This window comes from Chryseobacterium sp. CFS15 (assembly GCF_031118795.1).
GTDB classification, from domain to species: Bacteria; Bacteroidota; Bacteroidia; order Flavobacteriales; family Weeksellaceae; genus Chryseobacterium; species Chryseobacterium indoltheticum.
On the sequence record NZ_JAVHYL010000005.1, the window covers coordinates 332,175 to 349,966 of the forward strand.

13 protein-coding genes are annotated in these 17,792 nt (G+C 33.4%); all 13 read left to right on the forward strand.

Going from position 1 to position 17,792, the window contains the following annotated elements:
- The first annotated feature begins 33 nt into the window (after nucleotides 1-33).
- A complete protein-coding gene (locus OH814_RS10730) occupies nucleotides 34-1,575 on the forward strand; it encodes a T9SS type A sorting domain-containing protein (protein WP_308828141.1) in 1,542 nt (513 codons plus the stop codon).
- 9 nt (nucleotides 1,576-1,584) lie between these two features.
- Nucleotides 1,585-4,020: a delta-60 repeat domain-containing protein gene (locus OH814_RS10735; protein WP_308828142.1), complete on the forward strand. Its 2,436-nt coding sequence runs from the start codon at nucleotides 1,585-1,587 to the stop codon at nucleotides 4,018-4,020.
- Nucleotides 4,020-5,585: a T9SS type A sorting domain-containing protein gene (locus OH814_RS10740; protein ID WP_308828143.1), complete on the forward strand. Its 1,566-nt coding sequence runs from the start codon at nucleotides 4,020-4,022 to the stop codon at nucleotides 5,583-5,585. Before OH814_RS10735 ends, OH814_RS10740 begins: the two co-directional genes overlap by 1 nt.
- A 151-nt stretch (nucleotides 5,586-5,736) precedes the next feature.
- On the forward strand, nucleotides 5,737-6,960 hold the full coding sequence (locus tag OH814_RS10745; protein ID WP_308828144.1) for a 3'-5' exonuclease: 1,224 nt from the start codon (nucleotides 5,737-5,739) through the stop codon (nucleotides 6,958-6,960).
- 253 nt (nucleotides 6,961-7,213) lie between these two features.
- Nucleotides 7,214-8,413 carry a diaminopimelate decarboxylase gene (gene lysA, locus OH814_RS10750; RefSeq protein ID WP_308828145.1) on the forward strand — a complete coding sequence of 400 codons (1,200 nt, stop codon included), beginning with the start codon at nucleotides 7,214-7,216 and terminating at the stop codon, nucleotides 8,411-8,413.
- Nucleotides 8,414-8,621: 208 nt separating this feature from the next.
- Nucleotides 8,622-10,355, forward strand: a complete 1,734-nt coding sequence (locus OH814_RS10755; protein WP_308828146.1) for a thiamine pyrophosphate-dependent enzyme — start codon at nucleotides 8,622-8,624, stop codon at nucleotides 10,353-10,355.
- A complete protein-coding gene (locus OH814_RS10760) occupies nucleotides 10,355-11,602 on the forward strand; it encodes an MFS transporter (protein WP_308828147.1) in 1,248 nt (415 codons plus the stop codon). The genes OH814_RS10755 and OH814_RS10760 overlap by 1 nt, the downstream gene beginning before the upstream one ends.
- A gap of 198 nt (nucleotides 11,603-11,800) precedes the next feature.
- Nucleotides 11,801-12,283, forward strand: coding sequence for a hypothetical protein (locus OH814_RS10765; RefSeq protein ID WP_308828148.1), 483 nt, complete (start codon nucleotides 11,801-11,803; stop codon nucleotides 12,281-12,283).
- A 141-nt stretch (nucleotides 12,284-12,424) separates the two neighbouring features.
- Nucleotides 12,425-13,171, forward strand: a complete 747-nt coding sequence (locus tag OH814_RS10770; protein WP_308828149.1) for an energy transducer TonB — start codon at nucleotides 12,425-12,427, stop codon at nucleotides 13,169-13,171.
- 253 nt (nucleotides 13,172-13,424) lie between these two features.
- Nucleotides 13,425-14,861, forward strand: a complete 1,437-nt coding sequence (gene miaB / locus OH814_RS10775) for a tRNA (N6-isopentenyl adenosine(37)-C2)-methylthiotransferase MiaB (RefSeq protein ID WP_308828168.1) — start codon at nucleotides 13,425-13,427, stop codon at nucleotides 14,859-14,861.
- Nucleotides 14,862-14,907: 46 nt separating this feature from the next.
- The gene (locus OH814_RS10780; RefSeq protein ID WP_308828150.1) at nucleotides 14,908-16,005 is read left to right on the forward strand and encodes a PDDEXK nuclease domain-containing protein; all 1,098 of its coding nucleotides are present in this window, start codon (nucleotides 14,908-14,910) and stop codon (nucleotides 16,003-16,005) included.
- Entirely contained in the window at nucleotides 15,989-16,408 is a 420-nt protein-coding gene (locus OH814_RS10785) for a hypothetical protein (RefSeq protein ID WP_308828151.1), read from the forward strand. Before OH814_RS10780 ends, OH814_RS10785 begins: the two co-directional genes overlap by 17 nt.
- A gap of 84 nt (nucleotides 16,409-16,492) precedes the next feature.
- Nucleotides 16,493-17,785, forward strand: coding sequence for a sigma-54-dependent Fis family transcriptional regulator (locus OH814_RS10790; RefSeq protein WP_076561301.1), 1,293 nt, complete (start codon nucleotides 16,493-16,495; stop codon nucleotides 17,783-17,785).
- Nucleotides 17,786-17,792 lie beyond the last annotated feature (7 nt).

Below are 17,792 nucleotides of genomic sequence, written 5' to 3' on the forward strand. Positions count from 1 at the left end.
TAGAAATTATTTCAAACACAATTAAAAACACAGATGAGAACACAATTAACTATTGTGCTCATGTCGCTTTTTGTTTTAAAAGCGAATGGGCAGAGTCAGCTCTTAGACTCAAATTTCAACGGCATAGGTTTTTTACAAACCGATTATAAAGCCAAAAGCTTTGATAATATTTCAAATATTAAATTATCCAATAATTCAATTTATTCTATCGGAGAAGTTTCTCTTCAAGATTATAAGTTTTATGAGAGCGGTTTTGGCGTTTTAAAACACAGCCTTACTTCCGGGCTGGATAATTCGTTTGGATATCAGGGAAAAGCTCACTATTATTTCGATTCTTATCACAGATCTACAGCCACTAAAGATATTTATGAATATGCAGATGGTTCATTACTTATTCTGTCCGAGCAGGGTTTAATTAAAATAAACCAAAACGGTGTTCTTGATGATAATTTTGGATTTAATGGAAAGAAACACTTCGAACCGATACCAAATTTAGAATTTAATAAATTGCTGATCCTGCCAAACGGCAAGATTTATATTTTTGGAAAAAAAGGAGATGATTTGTGTATAGAAAAATATAATGCAGATGGTTTCCTTGATTTGTCTTTTGGAAATCAGGGAACTATTACTTTGGATTTAGGAACAATTGAGAGTATTAATGACGCACAACTCTTAAATGATGGTAAAATTTTAATTGTTGGGTATAGTCAAAAGCAAATTAATAACAATCCCACAATTGTTACAAGATATAATATTATCAGAAAAATAAATCTAGATGGAATGATTGATCTAAATTTTGGTTATGATGATGTTCCAAGTATTTATGATAAGCCAGGAGTTTTTAAGAAAGTACTCTTAGACAATTCTAATACTTATGCTTATATTATTAATCAGATAAATGATTGCGATCACAGAATATTAAGATTTGATTTGCAATCTCAAACGATTTCTAACTTTTTCTATAATCCGAGCGGAAACCCTTGGCTTTGCTGGGGGTTATCTTCACGATATATTATTAATGATATTGTTTTAAATAATAATCAATTATACATAGCTGGAAACGAGTCAATTAGCGGAGGCAATTCAATATGGATTACACGTTATAATTTAGATGGAAATATTGATATTACTTTTGCAAATCAAGGGAATTTCAATTATTTTATTTATGATGGATCTGCTACTTCACCATCAGATTCACCGGTTAATTTGCAAAGTATTCAAATTGCATCAGATGGGAGTATATATGGAGGAGGAAGATTTAATTCAGATTTTTTAGTATTTAAAATTTTAAAATCAATCAATTTAAGTACACATGATCTAAACGGAGAGGATAATATTTTGAAAGTTTATCCGAACCCTGTACGGGACTTTTTATATGCCAATACAAAAAGCATTAAAACTAATATTGTGATTTCTGTATATGATATGTCCGGAAAATTGGTGAAAAAGCAAACATTTGACTCTGGTTATGATAATAAAGTTGCAATTAATCTTTCTGATTTAGTTACAGGGAATTATGTAGTGAAATATGAAGCTAATGGCTTCTTAAAATCGGTTAGAATTATAAAAAAATAAAAAACACTTATGAAAAAATATTTAAACACACTTCTTTTTACCTTGCCCTTATTAGCATTTTCACAACAGGGAATTTTAGATTCAAATTTCGGATTAGGAGAGTATAATTATGTTGAAAATGAGTTTAAGAGTATTCTTTCGGCAATAAATTATGACAATGATACATTGTATATTGCAGGATATAGTGTAGGAAAAACTGATAATTCTCCACCTTTTCCAGAGGATATGTTTTCAAATAAGGATTCCTTCTTTTTTTATAATTCCGCATCACATAAAACATTGTCTATTCCAGTAGGAGATAATGGTTCTAGAGCAAATTCTATTAAGCATTATGGAAGCAATGTTTATCTTGCCGGCTATGCTAACGACAAAAACAATAAGAATATTGCGATTGTAAAACTTGTTGCAAAGAATGCAACATTGCCCGTTCTTGGAACTTTTAGCAGAGATAATAAAGTGATCACGGATTTTACAAATGATGATGCAGCAAATGCAATTGATATCAAAGATAATAAAATATGGATTGGAGGTAGAGCGGGCGATAAATCAGTAATTGTACGATATAATATTTCTGATGGTTACACAGATAAGACTTTCAATCAAAAAGGTTTTGTTTTTTACACAATCGGAACTAAATCAGAAATAAAAACCTTAAAGATTTTATCAGATAATAAAATCATGATATCGGGAACAGCTAAAAATGGCTCAAACACAGACTTTTTCATTGCAAAATTAAATGCTGACGGAAGCTATGATAATACTTTTGGGATTAATGGAATTAAAACTATTGATTTTTATGGACAAAACGATCAGTTAAACTCAATAAAGATTTTAGACAATGGAAAAGTATTATTAGCAGGATACTGTACAAAAACAGCAACAAATATTGATGCAGCAATTGTAAGATTAAACGCTGATGGGAGTTTGGATACATCTTTCAACGGAACAGGAAAAGTTAGTTTCGATGCAGGAACAAAAGAAGATGTTATTAATTATATTGATGTGAAAATAAATAACTATAATGAAGAAACAATTTACGCTTTAGGATATAAAAAAAGTACTTCCTATAAAGATGTTTTTTACCAACAATTTTATACTGATGGTAATCCAAATCCTCATCCTTATGCAGGAGTTATTCATAATATAAGTTTCTATGATGATTATTTGGTTGCAGGAGCTTTTGGGATTTTGCCTTTGGGCAATTCTGGTGGGGAGATTACAATGTTGGGTAATAGATTTTGTAGAGAAACTACGGGAAGATATATTCAGTTTGGCTCTACACAAAACATTTCGGTCTCACCATCAACTTGTGGACAAGCCAATCCACGCAGTGTGAGTGATGTTAAAATAAGGCAGGATGGCAAAATTTATGTTTTATATCAAAAACAGTTAAAAAGATATTTGAACAACGGAATTTTAGACACATCCTTCGGAAATAACGGAACCTTTACGGATATTGATATTAGTCGTTTTGATTTACTTCCTAATAATAGAATAGTTGCTAATGTTACCAGACCAGGAACAGCGACGCAATCGTACAATATAATGCTTAATGACAGCGGAATGATTATTTACAACTTCGAATTTAAAGATTTTCAAGGAGCAAATCAAATGTACATCAATGGTATGAATTACTCTGCTGTTAAGAATAAAATCTATGCTTACTATTCTACACCTTATTCTACACAACTTCCTAATCCGTTATTATGCAGATATAATTTAGATGGAAGTATTGATACTTCTTTTGCGAATAATAATCAGTATTTACCCATTATAGGCTCTAGTTCTAGTTCTGCTGATGTAGATTTTACTAAAATAGATTTAACAAGCCAGAGAATTGTTACTGTAGATTTCACGACAGATAAAAAAATTATAAAACTATATGATCTTGAAGGGATTCCTGTTATGAATTTTGGAAATAATGGAATTGTAGAGGTTTCTTACACACCGTCTAATGGAAATTTATTTAAAAAAATAGTTTTAGATAATACCAATAACGTCTATCTGATTACTGAGAAAACAGAAAACTTCACTCAGAGAATTGAAATAGAAAAATATAATTCCTCTGGAGTTTTAGATGTAACCTATGGAAGTAATGGAACCTTTTCCTATTCTTATGGTACAGACTCGGATGTTTATTTCTTTGATGTAAAGGTGCAAAGTGATGATAAAATTCTAATTTCGGGCAAAAGAACAAAACAAGGAATATCAGATCATGGGTTTGTTTTTAGATTAAATGGAACCGGTTCTTTTGATACTACATTTGGTGCACAAAATAATGGTTTCTTCTCTGATATGGAAGATAACAATCCTAATGATTTTTTTGAAATTGTAGGTCGAATGGGATTAACATCTGATAATAAAATCATTATTGGAGGGTTTAACAAAACTAGAGGTCCTGGGAGTACTATTACTTATAATGCTAAAATCAAAAAATTAAACTAATGAGAACTAAAGATATTTTTTTATTTATATTGATATTTCCTTTATTTTATTCTTCGCAAAATTCATATCTAGATACGTCATTTAATGGAAGTGGAAAATTCTTTCTAGATACAGTTTTTCAATATCCTAATAACAGTACAGAATATATTACGGATGTCGTTGAACAGCCAGATGGCAAAGTGATTTGTTTAGGAACATCACACAGTAGTTCCGGCTTTTTCGAGCCTATTTTTGGTACGGTTTTCAGATTAAATATAGATGGAACTTTGGATAGCTCCTTTGGGAATAATGGCGTTTTTCGCTATTCAACATATATGGCTCAGAAAAATTTGTTCAATGTTACCTCGAAGATTTTACTGCAAAATGATGGAAGTATGATTATTTCTGGTGCAGGATATGAGGAAGGCAGTAATCTTAACAGTGATATTGTATTTTTAAAAATAAACTCGGATGGTTTATTAGACACAACATTTGGAATTAATGGAATTGCCAGATTGCCTTTGATAAGTGGAAATCTTTTAGAGCTTTATGATGTGATTAGCCATAACAATGTCATATATGTTGCTGGAAGAATCAGTAATGACGGATTCATCGGAAGCATCAATTTCGATGGTTCAATAAATACAAATTTTAATGGTGTCGGAACATTAATCGTGGATGATGCTAGTACATCTTATAATAACTTCCAGCGATTAAAAATTGTTTCTAATAAATTATTAGCCATAGGATTATCCGAAAACTCAAGTTTTAATGTAAGTCTTTCGATAGCAAGAGTCTTTTTGGATGGAACTATAGATCCTACATATGGAATCGGTGGGATTTCAGTACAGGCTTTAATCGCTGAAGAAAATAAAAAAATTCTTGATTGTGCAATTTTTCCAAATGACAAAATATTTACAATTGTAGGAGGGAACTTTTATCAACTAACGAAATATGGTATTTTAGACACCACTTTCGGAGTAAATGGTTTTATAAAAAATCCTCATAATGAAAGTTTTTCAGCAGCTACAATTACTCATGATAAAAAAATCATTCTTTCAAAGTATATTATTGACGGTCCTTTTGTAAATTATCAATTATATAAAACAGTTGGACTAAAGGCAGATTTAACAATAGATTCCGGATATATGAATAACGGACAGGTTCTTACTAATGTTATGGAACCCAATCATTACTATCAGTATCCCGCTAAAGTTGTTTTGTTATCTACTGGAAAAACGCTTGTTATAGGTTCTGTAACAGTTTTGCCCAACTCCAACGTTCCTAGTATTAAAAATCAAAACTATGTGGTTTTAAGATACATCCGTTCTCCAAATTTGCATACACAAGAAAATTCGAAAAAAATGAATATTGTTTATCCTACTTTTGTTTCTGATATTGTAAATATTAATACAAAAGAGAGACTTCAAAACATAAAAGTTTACGATGTATCAGGAAGGCAAGTTAAAAATTTTATTAATCCAGATAATAAGATTGATTTAAAAGAATTGAAACTGGGAAATTATATTATACAAGTAACTACTGAAAAATCTTCTTACCAGACCAAAATTACAAAATATAAATAATCTTTTATGATGATATCTGTTTTAACTAATAGTATATAGTTTGAAATCATTTTACTTTTTTTGACGTGATTTTTATTAATTTAGCAGATGTACTTTTGTAAATTTTCAAAAGTTCATGTTTGATAAAAAAATTCAGGTTAAATCGTAATAAATGTATTCAATCATAGATATAGAAAGCAATGGTGCAGGTTTTAGAAAAGAATGCATTATCGATATCGCTATTTTCAGGTATGACGGTCACAAAATTGTAGACCAGTTTATTTCACTCGTTAATCCGGAAAGCGATATTACACCGTTTGTTCAGAAGCTGACTAATATAAGCCCGAAAATGGTGAAAACGGCTCCGAAATTCCACGAATTGGCCAAAAGAGTAGTAGAAATTACCGAAAATACGACTTTAGTGGGTCACAATATTGATTTCGATTACAGAATGCTGCGTCAATCGTTTCAGAGGCTTGGTTATGATTTTAAAATCAATACTTTAGATACAATTCCATTAGCGAAAAAACTGATTCCCGATGAGGTAAGTTATTCATTAAGTAAACTGGTGAAATCTTTGGGTATTCCGCTGGTAAATGCACATCGTGCAGAAGGTGATGCAAGAGCGACTTTAGAATTGTTTAAGCTATTAATCTCAAAAGATACCGAAAACGAGATTATTCAGAAACAGCACGACGAAACCAATGCAAAGACTTATATCAACAAAATAAAACTGTTAACTCAGGATTTGCCAAGCGAAAAAGGTTTTGTTTATTTCCAGAATGAAGCTGGGAAGATTATTTTTTCCGATTATGTGCAGGATATTAATAAGTTTTCTAAAAAGCTTTTTAATTCCAAATCAAAAAAATGGGAACATATTCAGACTGGCGTTGAGCAAATCAATTTTGAATTGACAGGAACCGATATTATTGCCAAGCTGATTTTAAACTCAAAAGGAGTAAAAAAGAGGGAAGTATTGCCTTTCGGACTGTATTTCAGAAATGATAAATATATAGTCGAAAAAAATACATTAAATAAAACCGAAAAACCGATTCTTAGATTCAAAGCCTTTACACAAGGCTCAAAAGCGGTTCAGTTTATCAGTAAAATTGAAGAATTTAAAGATGTAAATGTTTTCAAAAAGAAGATCGATTTCAGAAAACGAAACGAACTTTGGCTGGGAACGGGTAGAAAATTGGGTGAAAAATTATTTCTTATCATTGAAAACGGAAAAGTTACTTCTTATGGTTTTTATGAGTTGTTTACGCAGATTCAGACGATGAGCAAACTTTCAAAGTTAAAACTTGATTTGCCTTTGTCGGCGACCGACCTCATCAATGACTTACAATTGGCTCTGCTAAAGGGTGATTTCGAAACTTTACCGTTACCGAAATAAGAAAATATTTTTTGATAAAATGTCTTTTTATCAAAGAGAAAATACTTTCAAATTAATGTTTGCAAAATAAATAGTATTTTTGCAAGAGAATAAAAAAAGCAATGCAAAATTTTAAACAAAAGAAAACTGGAAAAAAGGGAACTGTAAAGTTCTCTAAGGTTTGGAATATTTAAGGAGTTGCCTTGCATAAAAAATAATTATTGCGGCAGACTCTTTTCGAAGAATCTGCCTTTTTTTATGTAAAATTTAAAATATGAATTCAAAAGAATTATTAAAGATCGCCAATGAATTTGGCACACCGGTGTACGTTTACGACGCAGAATCGATTAAAGTTCAATACGAAAAACTTACATCTTCTTTTTTAAAACACACAAAGTTCTTCTATGCTGCGAAGGCGTTGACAAACATCAATATCTTGAAATATGTCAAGAACTTGGGTGCTTCTTTGGATTGTGTATCTATTAATGAAGTTAAATTAGGTCTAAAGGCAGGTTTTACCAAAGAGAAAATCTTATTCACTCCCAATTGTGTCGATTTGGCTGAGATCGAGGAAGCAATGACGCACGGAGTTCACATCAATATCGATAATATATCTATTCTAGAGCAGTTCGGTAACAAATATGGTAACACTTATCCGATTTTGGTAAGAATCAATCCGCATATTTTTGCCGGCGGTAATTACAAAATTTCGACAGGACACATCGACTCTAAATTCGGAATTTCTATTCACCAGGTTCGTCATATTGAAAGAGTGATGAAGTCTACCAATCTGAATGTGGAAGGTCTTCACATGCATACCGGAAGCGAAATTAAAGATCCTGATGTTTTCCTTCAGGCTTTAGAAATTATGTTGGAATTGTCTGAGCATTTCCCTAATCTGAAATATCTGGATATGGGAAGCGGTTTCAAAATTCCTTATCAGGACAGCGAGGAAGAAACCGATGTGAAAACTTTAGGCAAAAAAGTAGAAAAAGTAATTGCAGAATTCTCAAAATCTACCGGAAAGAAATTTGAACTGTGGTTTGAGCCTGGAAAATTCTTGGTTGGAAAAAGCGGATACCTTTTGGTGAAAGCAAATGTCATCAAACAAACTACAGCAACGGTTTTTGTAGGAGTAAATTCAGGATTCAATCATTTGATCCGTCCCATGTTTTACGATTCTTATCACCAGATTGAAAATTTATCTAATCCGAAAGGGGCAGAAAGAATTTATACAGTTGTAGGAAATATTTGTGAAACCGATACTTTTGCTTGGGACAGAAAGCTGAATGAAGTAAGAGAAGGTGATATTTTAGCATTTCACAATGCAGGAGCTTACGGTTTTGAGATGAGTTCCAATTTCAACTCAAGATTGAAGCCTGCAGAAGTTCTGTACTTAGACGGAAAAGCTCATTTGATCAGAAAAAGAGATGAATTTGAAGATCTTGTGAGAAATCAGATTGAAGTAATTTAAATATATCAACTCCGTAAGAAATTGCGGAGTATTTTTTTTATGGTTGTAAGAAGGTCTTCTAATAAAACTTTAACATTGAGTTCGTGGGAAAATCCTAAATTATTAATTAATTTTGATAGGGATCAATTTTTAAGAGAATATTAAATTTTAACTGATCACGACAATTTCCGTATTTCCATTTGACGAATAATCACCAAAAAATATAATTATGGCTAAAAATATAGCTGAGCAAATTGTTGAAATGCTCGAAAATGCGAATGTGAAAAGAATTTACGCTGTAACAGGCGACAGTCTCAATCATCTAAATATTGCCGTTAAAAAAAGCAGTATAGAATGGATTCATGTGAGACATGAGGAAGTTGGGGCTTACGCAGCTGCGGCAGAAGCGGAGCTTGATGGTTTTGCAGTTTGTGCAGGAAGCTGCGGTCCGGGACACGTTCATTTAATAAATGGAGTGTATGAAGCGCACCGATCTCATGTTCCGATGTTGGTGATTGCTTCTACAATTCCTAGTGAAGAAATGGGGATGGATTATTTCCAGGAAACCAATACGATAAAATTATTTGATGATTGCAGTTATTACAATCAGATGATCACCAGACCAGAGCAGGTACAACGAACTCTTCAAACGGCGATTCAGCACGCGATTTCCAAAAAAGGAGTTGCAGTAATTGGTCTTCCGGGCGATGTTTCAGAATTGGATGCCGAAGAAGCAACTACTTCCAATCAGATATTTAAAACAAATCCGGTTATTCGACCTTCAGATGAAGAATTGAATCAATTGGCGAATCTAATTAACGAAAGCGAAAAGGTAACGATCTACTGCGGAATCGGAGCAGAAAAGGCAAGTGATGAAGTTATAGAACTTTCAAAATATTTAAAATCTCCGGTTGGATATTCTTTCCGAGGGAAAATGGCAATTCAACCTAATAATCCTAACGAAGTTGGGTTAACGGGTCTTTTAGGTTTCCCTTCTGCTTATCACGCCATGCATGAAGCTGATTTGTTATTGCTTTTAGGAACAGATTTTCCTTATCAAAAATTTATGCCCGTTAAAAATAAGATCATTCAAATTGATGAAAGTCCGGAACGCTTAGGCAGAAGAGCTAATCTGGATTTGGGATTAACAGGAGACGTTAAAGAAACAATAAAAGCATTATTGCCTTTACTAAAAGAAAAAACAGATATTCATTTCCTTAACCAACAGTTGGAGTTTTATGAAAAAGTAAAAGAACAACAGTTGACATATGTGAAAGATTTCGGAAAAGAAGATGCTATTCAACCGGAATATGTAGCCCATACTTTAGATAAATTAGCAAAAAAAGATGCAATTTTTACCGTAGATACAGGAATGTGCTGTGTTTGGGGTGCGAGATTTATAACGGGAACAGGCGAGCGTAAAATGTTGGGCTCATTCAATCATGGCTCTATGGCGAATGCAATGCCAATGGCGATTGGTGCTTCGTTGGCTCATCCGGATCGACAGGTGATTGCGATGTGTGGAGATGGCGGTTTATTGATGTTATTAGGAGATATGGCGACTATTTTTCAATATAAACTTCCGGTAAAACTGATTGTTTTTAACAACAGAGCGCTTGGAATGGTAAAGCTGGAAATGGAAGTTGGCGGAATGCCCGATAATGAAACCGATATGATTAACCCTGATTTTGGAATGATCGCACAGGCGATGGGTTACCCCGGGAAAAATGTTCATAAACCAGAAGAAGTTGAGACAGCTATTAATGATTGCCTTCAGCATGACGGACCTTATTTATTAAATATTTTCACAAATCCTAATGCATTGGCGCTTCCTCCAAAAATTGAATTTGATCAGGTGATCGGGATGACAAAGTCTATGGCTCAGTTGATGCTTGGCGGAAAAATGGAAGAAGCTTTAGAAACCGTTAAAACCAATTATAAACATATTAAAGGATTATTGTAATGAGTGGTTCTTTAAAGAAATTCTACATTATTGCGTGGGCAATCGGTTTGATTTTTTACTTTTTAGATTATGTAATACGGTCTGCTCCTGCGGTAATGATTCCTCAATTGGTTGATAATTTTAATACAACCGAGCTGAAACTCATCAGCATGATAGGAACATATTATTATACGTATTCTACATGCAGCTTAATTGCCGGGATTGCTTTAGATAAATTCGGTGCAAAAAAATCTCTTTTCGTTGGAACCTTAATTCTGGGAATTGGTTGCTTGTTGTTTTTGCTTTCAACTCAGGTTGCAGGAGTTTCGGGAAGACTTTTGCAGGGAGCGGGATGCGCATTTGCTTTTCCTGGATGTGTTTATCTTGCGAGTAAAGGTTTTTCGTCAAAATCTTTAGCGACGGCGATTGGTTTTACGCAATGTATAGGAATGTTGGGTGGAACAGCCGGACAATTTGTAGTAGGACCTTGGATAGAAGAGGGTGTTAATATTGATACATTTTGGCTTTGGTCCGGAATTGCAACGATTATTACGGCTTTTGGTCTCTTCTTTATTATTCCCAGTGAAAAAAAAGCGAAGGATTTAGAGGCGACTCAAAGTCAGCATATCGGGTATTTAGAACCTTATAAGATTGTTTTTAAAAATCCTCAGTCCTGGCTTTGCGGGATTATTTCAGGTTTACTTTTTGCTCCGACAACGATATTTGCGATGACTTGGGCGGTTGCTTTTTTCGAGAAAGATAAACAGTTTGTTTTTCATGATGCAGCAATAACAAGTGCAATGGTTGCTTTTGGCTGGGTTTTCGGATGTCCTTTGCTTGGTTTCATTACCGATAAAATAGGCCGAAGAAAGCCTGTTTTGATTGGTGGTGCCGTTCTGATGATCATAAGCTTACTACAGTTGATTTACCTGCCCGATTTATATCCTGCAAAAATAAGCATGTTTATTTTTGGATTAGGTTCCGGAGCGGCGATGATTCCGTATTCTGTGATTAAAGAAGCCAATCCAGATTATGTAAAAGGAAGTGCAACGGGAGCGATTAATTTTATAACTTTTGGAGTCACCACATTGCTAAGCCCTGTATTTAGCAGCTGGTTTGGGGAAAGTTTGGGGAAAGTTACTTCTGGCGATCTGCATTTTCAGCATTCCATATTATTCTGGATTGGCGGAATTGTTTTGGCGATTATTGTTTCGCTAATGCTTAAGGAAACAGGAAGTAAGGTTCAGATTAATAATGGAATAGGATAAGAGTCTGTTTGAATTTCATTAAAGTTACTCCCTTTAGAGCCGGGAAATAAATTTTCAACATATTTCCTTTTCCTTAACCCTGAAGGACGAAAAATGTCGTGAAAATTCATCAAATTACTCCCTTTAGGGTCGGGGAAATAATTTTGACTAAATTTAAAACAAACTCGAAGTCTTTTAGCTTAATTTTAAAAATTTCCAATGAAAACACTTGTATTATTTATCGGGCTCATTGCTGCAAATTTTGCAATGGCACAGGATCTAGAAGACAGAGACGAGTCATTTATTGTCGAAAACAATAAAAATCTTTTAAAAATAGACATTAAAGAATCTTTTTTGCAAGTTGCAGTGAAGGGCTGCAACGATTTTCAGGCAGCGAGTTTCGAAGGTGGAGCTGCGGCTTATAAAGAGATTCTTAGAAAATATATGTACACGTATCTCAATTCAGATTTTTATACTTTGACCGGTGATTTTACATTTACCTTGACTATTGATGCAATGGGTAAAGTGGTCGATGTCATAGGAGAACCGAAAGTGTTGAACAGTGAAGTCTTCTTTGATGACATGCAATATGTGGTAAGAAGAATAAAAAAAGACTGGAAACCTGCAATGTGTAACGGACAGCCTGTAAAATCTGAAATGAAACTGAAGATGAGCTTCTCATCATTATCTGCCGACATGTAATTTGATAAAAAATATTTTTTTCTAATTTTTAATGAGACCATTTTTGTGATTAATTATCATTAAAACACACCACTAAATGAATTAAATCATTATTTTCGCCATTGTATTTTTTGCAATGGTTTTCTTATTAAATTTTTCATGATGAAATATAAATTTTATGTTTTTCTATTTCTTTTAAGCACACTGTTTTTTAAAGCTCAAATTCTGGACGAGTATCCGAAAAAACAAGATTTTTATGAAGGCGGACTTACCGGTTTTTATAAAGAAGCACACGATTATCTTGTGAAATCTAATGCGAAAGAATGTGATAAAAATCAAATTTATCAACCGAGGATTATCGTTACCAAAGAGAAAGTAATTAAACTTATTCAGGATAGCGATCCCGAAAATATTTCAAAAAATAAGTGTGCTTACGATTTGTCTATGGAAATCATAAAAAATCTTGAAAAGTGGAAACCTGCAGAAGTAAAAGGAATGCAGTTTGGCGCTATCACAGAATTTATTATCTATCCGCCGGATCTTATGGCTGATTATAAACCCGGATATGATGGACAAAGTTTTATAAAATATGCAAAATATCCTACCGGTTTTAAAGAATTTCAAAGAGAGTTTAATGCTAATTTTAGAACTCTTTTCAGAGACTATCAAATACAGGGTGTTATCAATTTAGAGTTTTATATCAATCAAAAAGGTCAGATTTCAAATATCAGAATCTATCCGCCTGTAGATAATAAAGCTTTCAATGTAGATGTTATGAGAACTATGAGAAGACTAGATAAGACTTGGATGCCTGCAATTTATTCTAATATTCCTATAAAACAGCGTATCGCTTTTCCTGTGCAATTTACAACGTCATTTACTGAACATCGTACGGGAGACGAAAATTAGTAGATTTTTAATGTAAAAGAAATAAACTTGCCATTTGAGCCTGTGAAATAGAGATTTACATTAAATATTTTCTTCACTAAGCTTAAAAAGGCAGTCATAAAAAATTAACTTTTATTAAAATCAAGCTCTGCCATTCTGTCACTAGATTTTGTATCTTTGCAAACTAATTTAATTTGAAATTAAAATTAAACTTAAAACTTTTGTAGCTTTTGAGCCTTAAATTTTAAATGTCAAATCTCAAATTTTGAAAAAAGTGCAGGAAAAATATATAGACGAAACCAAACAGGGAGAAGCTTTTGCAATTGCAGAAAAAGATGGAAATTCTAAGAAACTATTCTTGGAAAGCTATGGCTGTCAGATGAATTTTTCTGATTCTGAAATTGTTGCATCAATTCTTAATGAGCAGGGTTACAATACCACTCTTAAAGTGGAAGAGGCTGATTTAATTCTTCTTAATACCTGTTCGATTCGTGAAAAAGCAGAGCAAACCGTGAGAATGCGTCTTGCTCAGTTCAAAAACCTAAAAAAAGAACGACCAAACATGACGGTTGGTGTTTTGGGCTGTATGGCTGAAAGGCTTAAGACCAAATTTTTAGAAGAAGAACAGCTTGTAGACTTGGTGGTCGGTCCCGATGCATACAGAGATTTACCCAATCTTTTAAAAGAAACCGAAGACGGTAGAGATGCCATCAACGTTATTCTTTCAAAAGAAGAAACATACGCAGACATTAATCCTGTCCGTTTAGGAGGAAATGGAGTTACAGCTTTCGTGACCATTACGAGAGGTTGTGATAATATGTGTACTTTTTGTGTAGTTCCGTTTACCAGAGGTCGCGAAAGAAGTCGTGATCCGCATTCAATTATCGAAGAATGTAAAAATTTATGGGAAAACGGTTATAAAGAAATTACTTTATTAGGTCAAAACGTTGATTCTTACCTTTGGTACGGAGGCGGCCCTAAAAAAGATTTTGGAAAAGCATCAGAAATGCAAAAATTAACAGCAGTTAATTTTGCTCAGCTTTTAGATATGGTTGCGGTTGCAGTTCCGAAAATGAGAATAAGGTTCTCTACTTCCAATCCTCACGAAATGACGGAAGAGGTTTTTAAAATGATTGCCAAGCACGATAATATCTGTAAATACGTTCATTTACCGGTACAAAGTGGAAGTGACAGGATTTTGCAATTGATGAACCGTCAACATACGCGTCAGGAATATTTAGATTTAATTAAAAAAGGAAAAGAAATCGTTCCGGATATTTCATTTTCACAAGATATGATTATCGGTTTTTGTTCTGAAACCGAAGAAGATCATCAATTAACGATGAGCTTGATGCGTGAAGTAGAATACGATTACGGTTATATGTTCTCTTATTCCGAAAGACCGGGAACTCCCGCTCACAAGAAAATGGAAGATGATATCCCGGCAGATGTGAAGCAAAGACGTCTCGCAGAAGTAATTGCTTTGCAGGGCGAGCTTTCAAGAAAAAGAATGGAAGGTTATGTTGGTAGAGTTCATGAAGTTTTAATTGAAGGAATTTCTAAAAAGAACAAAAACCAATGGAAAGGAAGGAATTCCCAAAATGCCGTTTGTGTTTTTGATATGCAGGAAGGTCAAAAAATGGGTGACATTGTGAATGTTTTTGTATTCAACAATACGCAAGGCACGCTTTTAGGGGAAACAGTGAAATAATTCAAAGTTTGTAATCTTTAGATTTTTAACTTTATTAAAGTAAAGAATGAGCAATCTGCAACCAAATGATCTTTTTCAGAATATTTCTGCATTACTTGATAATGCAAGAAAGAAAATGATTGTGGCTGTTAATCAGACAATGGTAATTACCTATTTTGAGATTGGCAGAATGATTGTAGAAGACGAACAAAACGGTGAAAATCGCGCAGAATATGGTAAAGCTTTGCTTGAAGACCTATCGACTCATTTGATGGAGAAATTCGGAAAAGGATTTTCGGTAACGAATTTAAAACAAATGAGACAATTTTATTTGTCATATTCAATTCCACAGACACTTTCTGCGGAAGTCAAGTTTTCAATTGGTCAGACACTGTCTGACGAATTTCAAAATGTTAACAAAGAAAACATATCAAAAGAACAGTCTCCTGCCACTAACTTCAATCTTTCATGGTCGCATTATTTGAAACTAATGCGTATTAAAGATGTCAACGAAAGAAAATTTTACGAAATCGAAAGCTTTAAAAATAATTGGAGCTTAAGAGAATTACAAAGACAATATGACTCAGCGTTATACGCAAGATTATCTTTAAGTAAAAATAAAGAAGAAGTTATTCAACTTTCTGAAAAGGGACAAATTGTAGAAAAACCAAAAGATCTTATAAAAGATCCCTATGTTTTGGAATTTCTTGGATTATCTGAAAAGCCAAATTATTCTGAAAACGAATTGGAAACCGAATTAATAGATAAATTAGAACATTTTCTATTAGAATTAGGAACTGGTTTTACTTTTGTAGCAAGACAAAAAAGAATAACTTTTGATGAAAAACATTTTAAGATCGATTTGGTTTTTTACAACAGGATTTTAAAATGTTTTGTTTTAATTGATTTAAAAATAGGTGAATTAAAACATCAGGATCTTGGGCAAATGCAGATGTATGTTAACTTTTATGATCGGGAAGTTAAATTAAACGACGAAAATAAAACTATTGGAATTATTCTCTGTCAGGATAAGAGCGAAGCACTAGTAAAATATACGTTACCAGAAGATAATGAGCATGTTTTTGCGAGTAAATATCTTACCATTTTGCCAAGTAAAGAAGATTTTATTAACATTTTAAACTCAGACAATGGAAAAATTTCATAAGTATTGCCTCAGTGTATTGTTGGTAATTATCTGCAGTAATATTTCGGCACAAATCAGCAGTGGGAATCTCAAAAGTGAAGACTGCAAACAGCTGTATGAAATTTACAATCAGTTTTTAAATTCTAAAGACAGCCATGCATTAGAAAAGATATTTTTAAACGAAAAATCTAGACGCAAGTTCGCAATAAGCGACAAACAAAACGCTGTAGATCTTTTACGAAATCTTTTCTCTAAAAAAAATCAAAAGCATTCTGACACAGCTTTTTCTGAAAAGGAAAAACATTGTCAGATTTTAATCAATTTTTTAAAAGAAAGTAAAGAAAATGTCTTTGCTGAAGTCTTATATTTTAAAAGTAAAGTTTCAAAGATTAGAAATAAAGATTATTTAGATACAGCTGTTTAAAATTTAAACAAAATCATTTCAGCTAATTAAGAATCTACTGTGATAAAGTAGACAAAATTTAATCAACAAATCTAAATTTTACTCATGAGTAACGAACTTCAAAATATAAAAAACCGCTTCGGTATCATCGGAAATTTTCCGGCTTTAAACCGAGCTTTAGAAAAATCTATTCAAGTAGCACCCACCGATATTTCCGTTTTGGTAGTCGGGGAAAGTGGTGTGGGAAAAGAGTTTATCCCAAAAATCATTCATTCAGAATCTAAAAGAAAACATCAACCATATATCGTTGTCAACTGTGGCGCAATCCCTGAAGGAACGATTGATTCCGAACTTTTTGGGCACGAAAAAGGAGCTTTTACAGGAGCTACTGCCACCAGAAAAGGTTATTTTGAGGTTGCCGATGGCGGAACTATTTTTCTGGATGAGGTAGGTGAATTGCCTTTACAAACACAGGTTCGTTTGTTGAGAGTTCTGGAAAGCGGTGAATTTATGAAAGTAGGTTCTTCGCAGGTTCAGAAAACCAATGTAAGAATCGTTGCCGCAACCAATGTCAATATGATGAAAGCAATACATGATGGAAGATTCCGTGAAGATTTGTTTTATCGTTTGAATACGGTGCAAATTGATATGCCTGCTTTAAGAGAAAGGAAAGGCGATATTCATCTTCTTTTTAGAAAATTTGCGATCGATTTTGCCGAAAAATACAGAATGCCTGAAGTGGAGCTGGAACCAAGTGCCATTCATTACATCGAAAACTATACTTTCCCTGGAAACGTGCGTCAGCTGAGGAATTTGGTTGAGCAAATGACAGTTGTAGAGCGTGAGCGAAATGTTTCCGTTGCAAAACTTACAGAATATATTCCGATGGATGCTCATTTGCCAATGGTTGTCAATCAGCCGAGCGGACAAAAGCAGACCGATTTTGGCAATGAAAGAGAAATTATGTACAAAATTCTCTTCGATATGCGAAATGATATTAATGATTTAAAATCCTTAACTTCGGAACTCATTAAAAATAGGGGAACTGCAGATCTCAGCAATCAGGAGAAAAATTTGATAAGCAGGATTTATACTCCTGAACCTCAGCAGTCTGCAAATGCCAACTCGTTGCTGTATTTTGAAAACAATAATAGCAGTAATCAGAATGTTCAGAACCCTACAATTATCTCAAATTCTGACGATTCTTATGAAGATTTTGAAGATATTGAGGTAGAAGAAAACAGACCGGAATCGTTGTCTCTTCAGAATAATGAGAAAGATTTAATTGTGAAAGCTTTAGAAAAGCACAACGGAAGAAGAAACAGAGCGGCAGATGAATTGGGGATTTCGCAGAGAACTTTATACAGGAAAATAAAACAATATAACTTAGAAGAATAAACAACAC

Bases quoted from the DNA above. Each gene is read 5' to 3' on its own strand.
- OH814_RS10730 (WP_308828141.1), top strand. From the start codon at position 34: ATGAGAACACAATTAACTATTGTGCTCATGTCGCTTTTTGTTTTAAAA.
- OH814_RS10735 (WP_308828142.1), top strand. From the start codon at position 1,585: ATGAAAAAATATTTAAACACACTTCTTTTTACCTTGCCCTTATTAGCA.
- OH814_RS10740 (WP_308828143.1), top strand. From the start codon at position 4,020: ATGAGAACTAAAGATATTTTTTTATTTATATTGATATTTCCTTTATTT.
- OH814_RS10745 (WP_308828144.1), top strand. From the start codon at position 5,737: ATGTATTCAATCATAGATATAGAAAGCAATGGTGCAGGTTTTAGAAAA.
- lysA (WP_308828145.1), top strand. From the start codon at position 7,214: ATGAATTCAAAAGAATTATTAAAGATCGCCAATGAATTTGGCACACCG.
- OH814_RS10755 (WP_308828146.1), top strand. From the start codon at position 8,622: ATGGCTAAAAATATAGCTGAGCAAATTGTTGAAATGCTCGAAAATGCG.
- OH814_RS10760 (WP_308828147.1), top strand. From the start codon at position 10,355: ATGAGTGGTTCTTTAAAGAAATTCTACATTATTGCGTGGGCAATCGGT.
- OH814_RS10765 (WP_308828148.1), top strand. From the start codon at position 11,801: ATGAAAACACTTGTATTATTTATCGGGCTCATTGCTGCAAATTTTGCA.
- OH814_RS10770 (WP_308828149.1), top strand. From the start codon at position 12,425: ATGAAATATAAATTTTATGTTTTTCTATTTCTTTTAAGCACACTGTTT.
- OH814_RS10780 (WP_308828150.1), top strand. From the start codon at position 14,908: ATGAGCAATCTGCAACCAAATGATCTTTTTCAGAATATTTCTGCATTA.
- OH814_RS10785 (WP_308828151.1), top strand. From the start codon at position 15,989: ATGGAAAAATTTCATAAGTATTGCCTCAGTGTATTGTTGGTAATTATC.
- OH814_RS10790 (WP_076561301.1), top strand. From the start codon at position 16,493: ATGAGTAACGAACTTCAAAATATAAAAAACCGCTTCGGTATCATCGGA.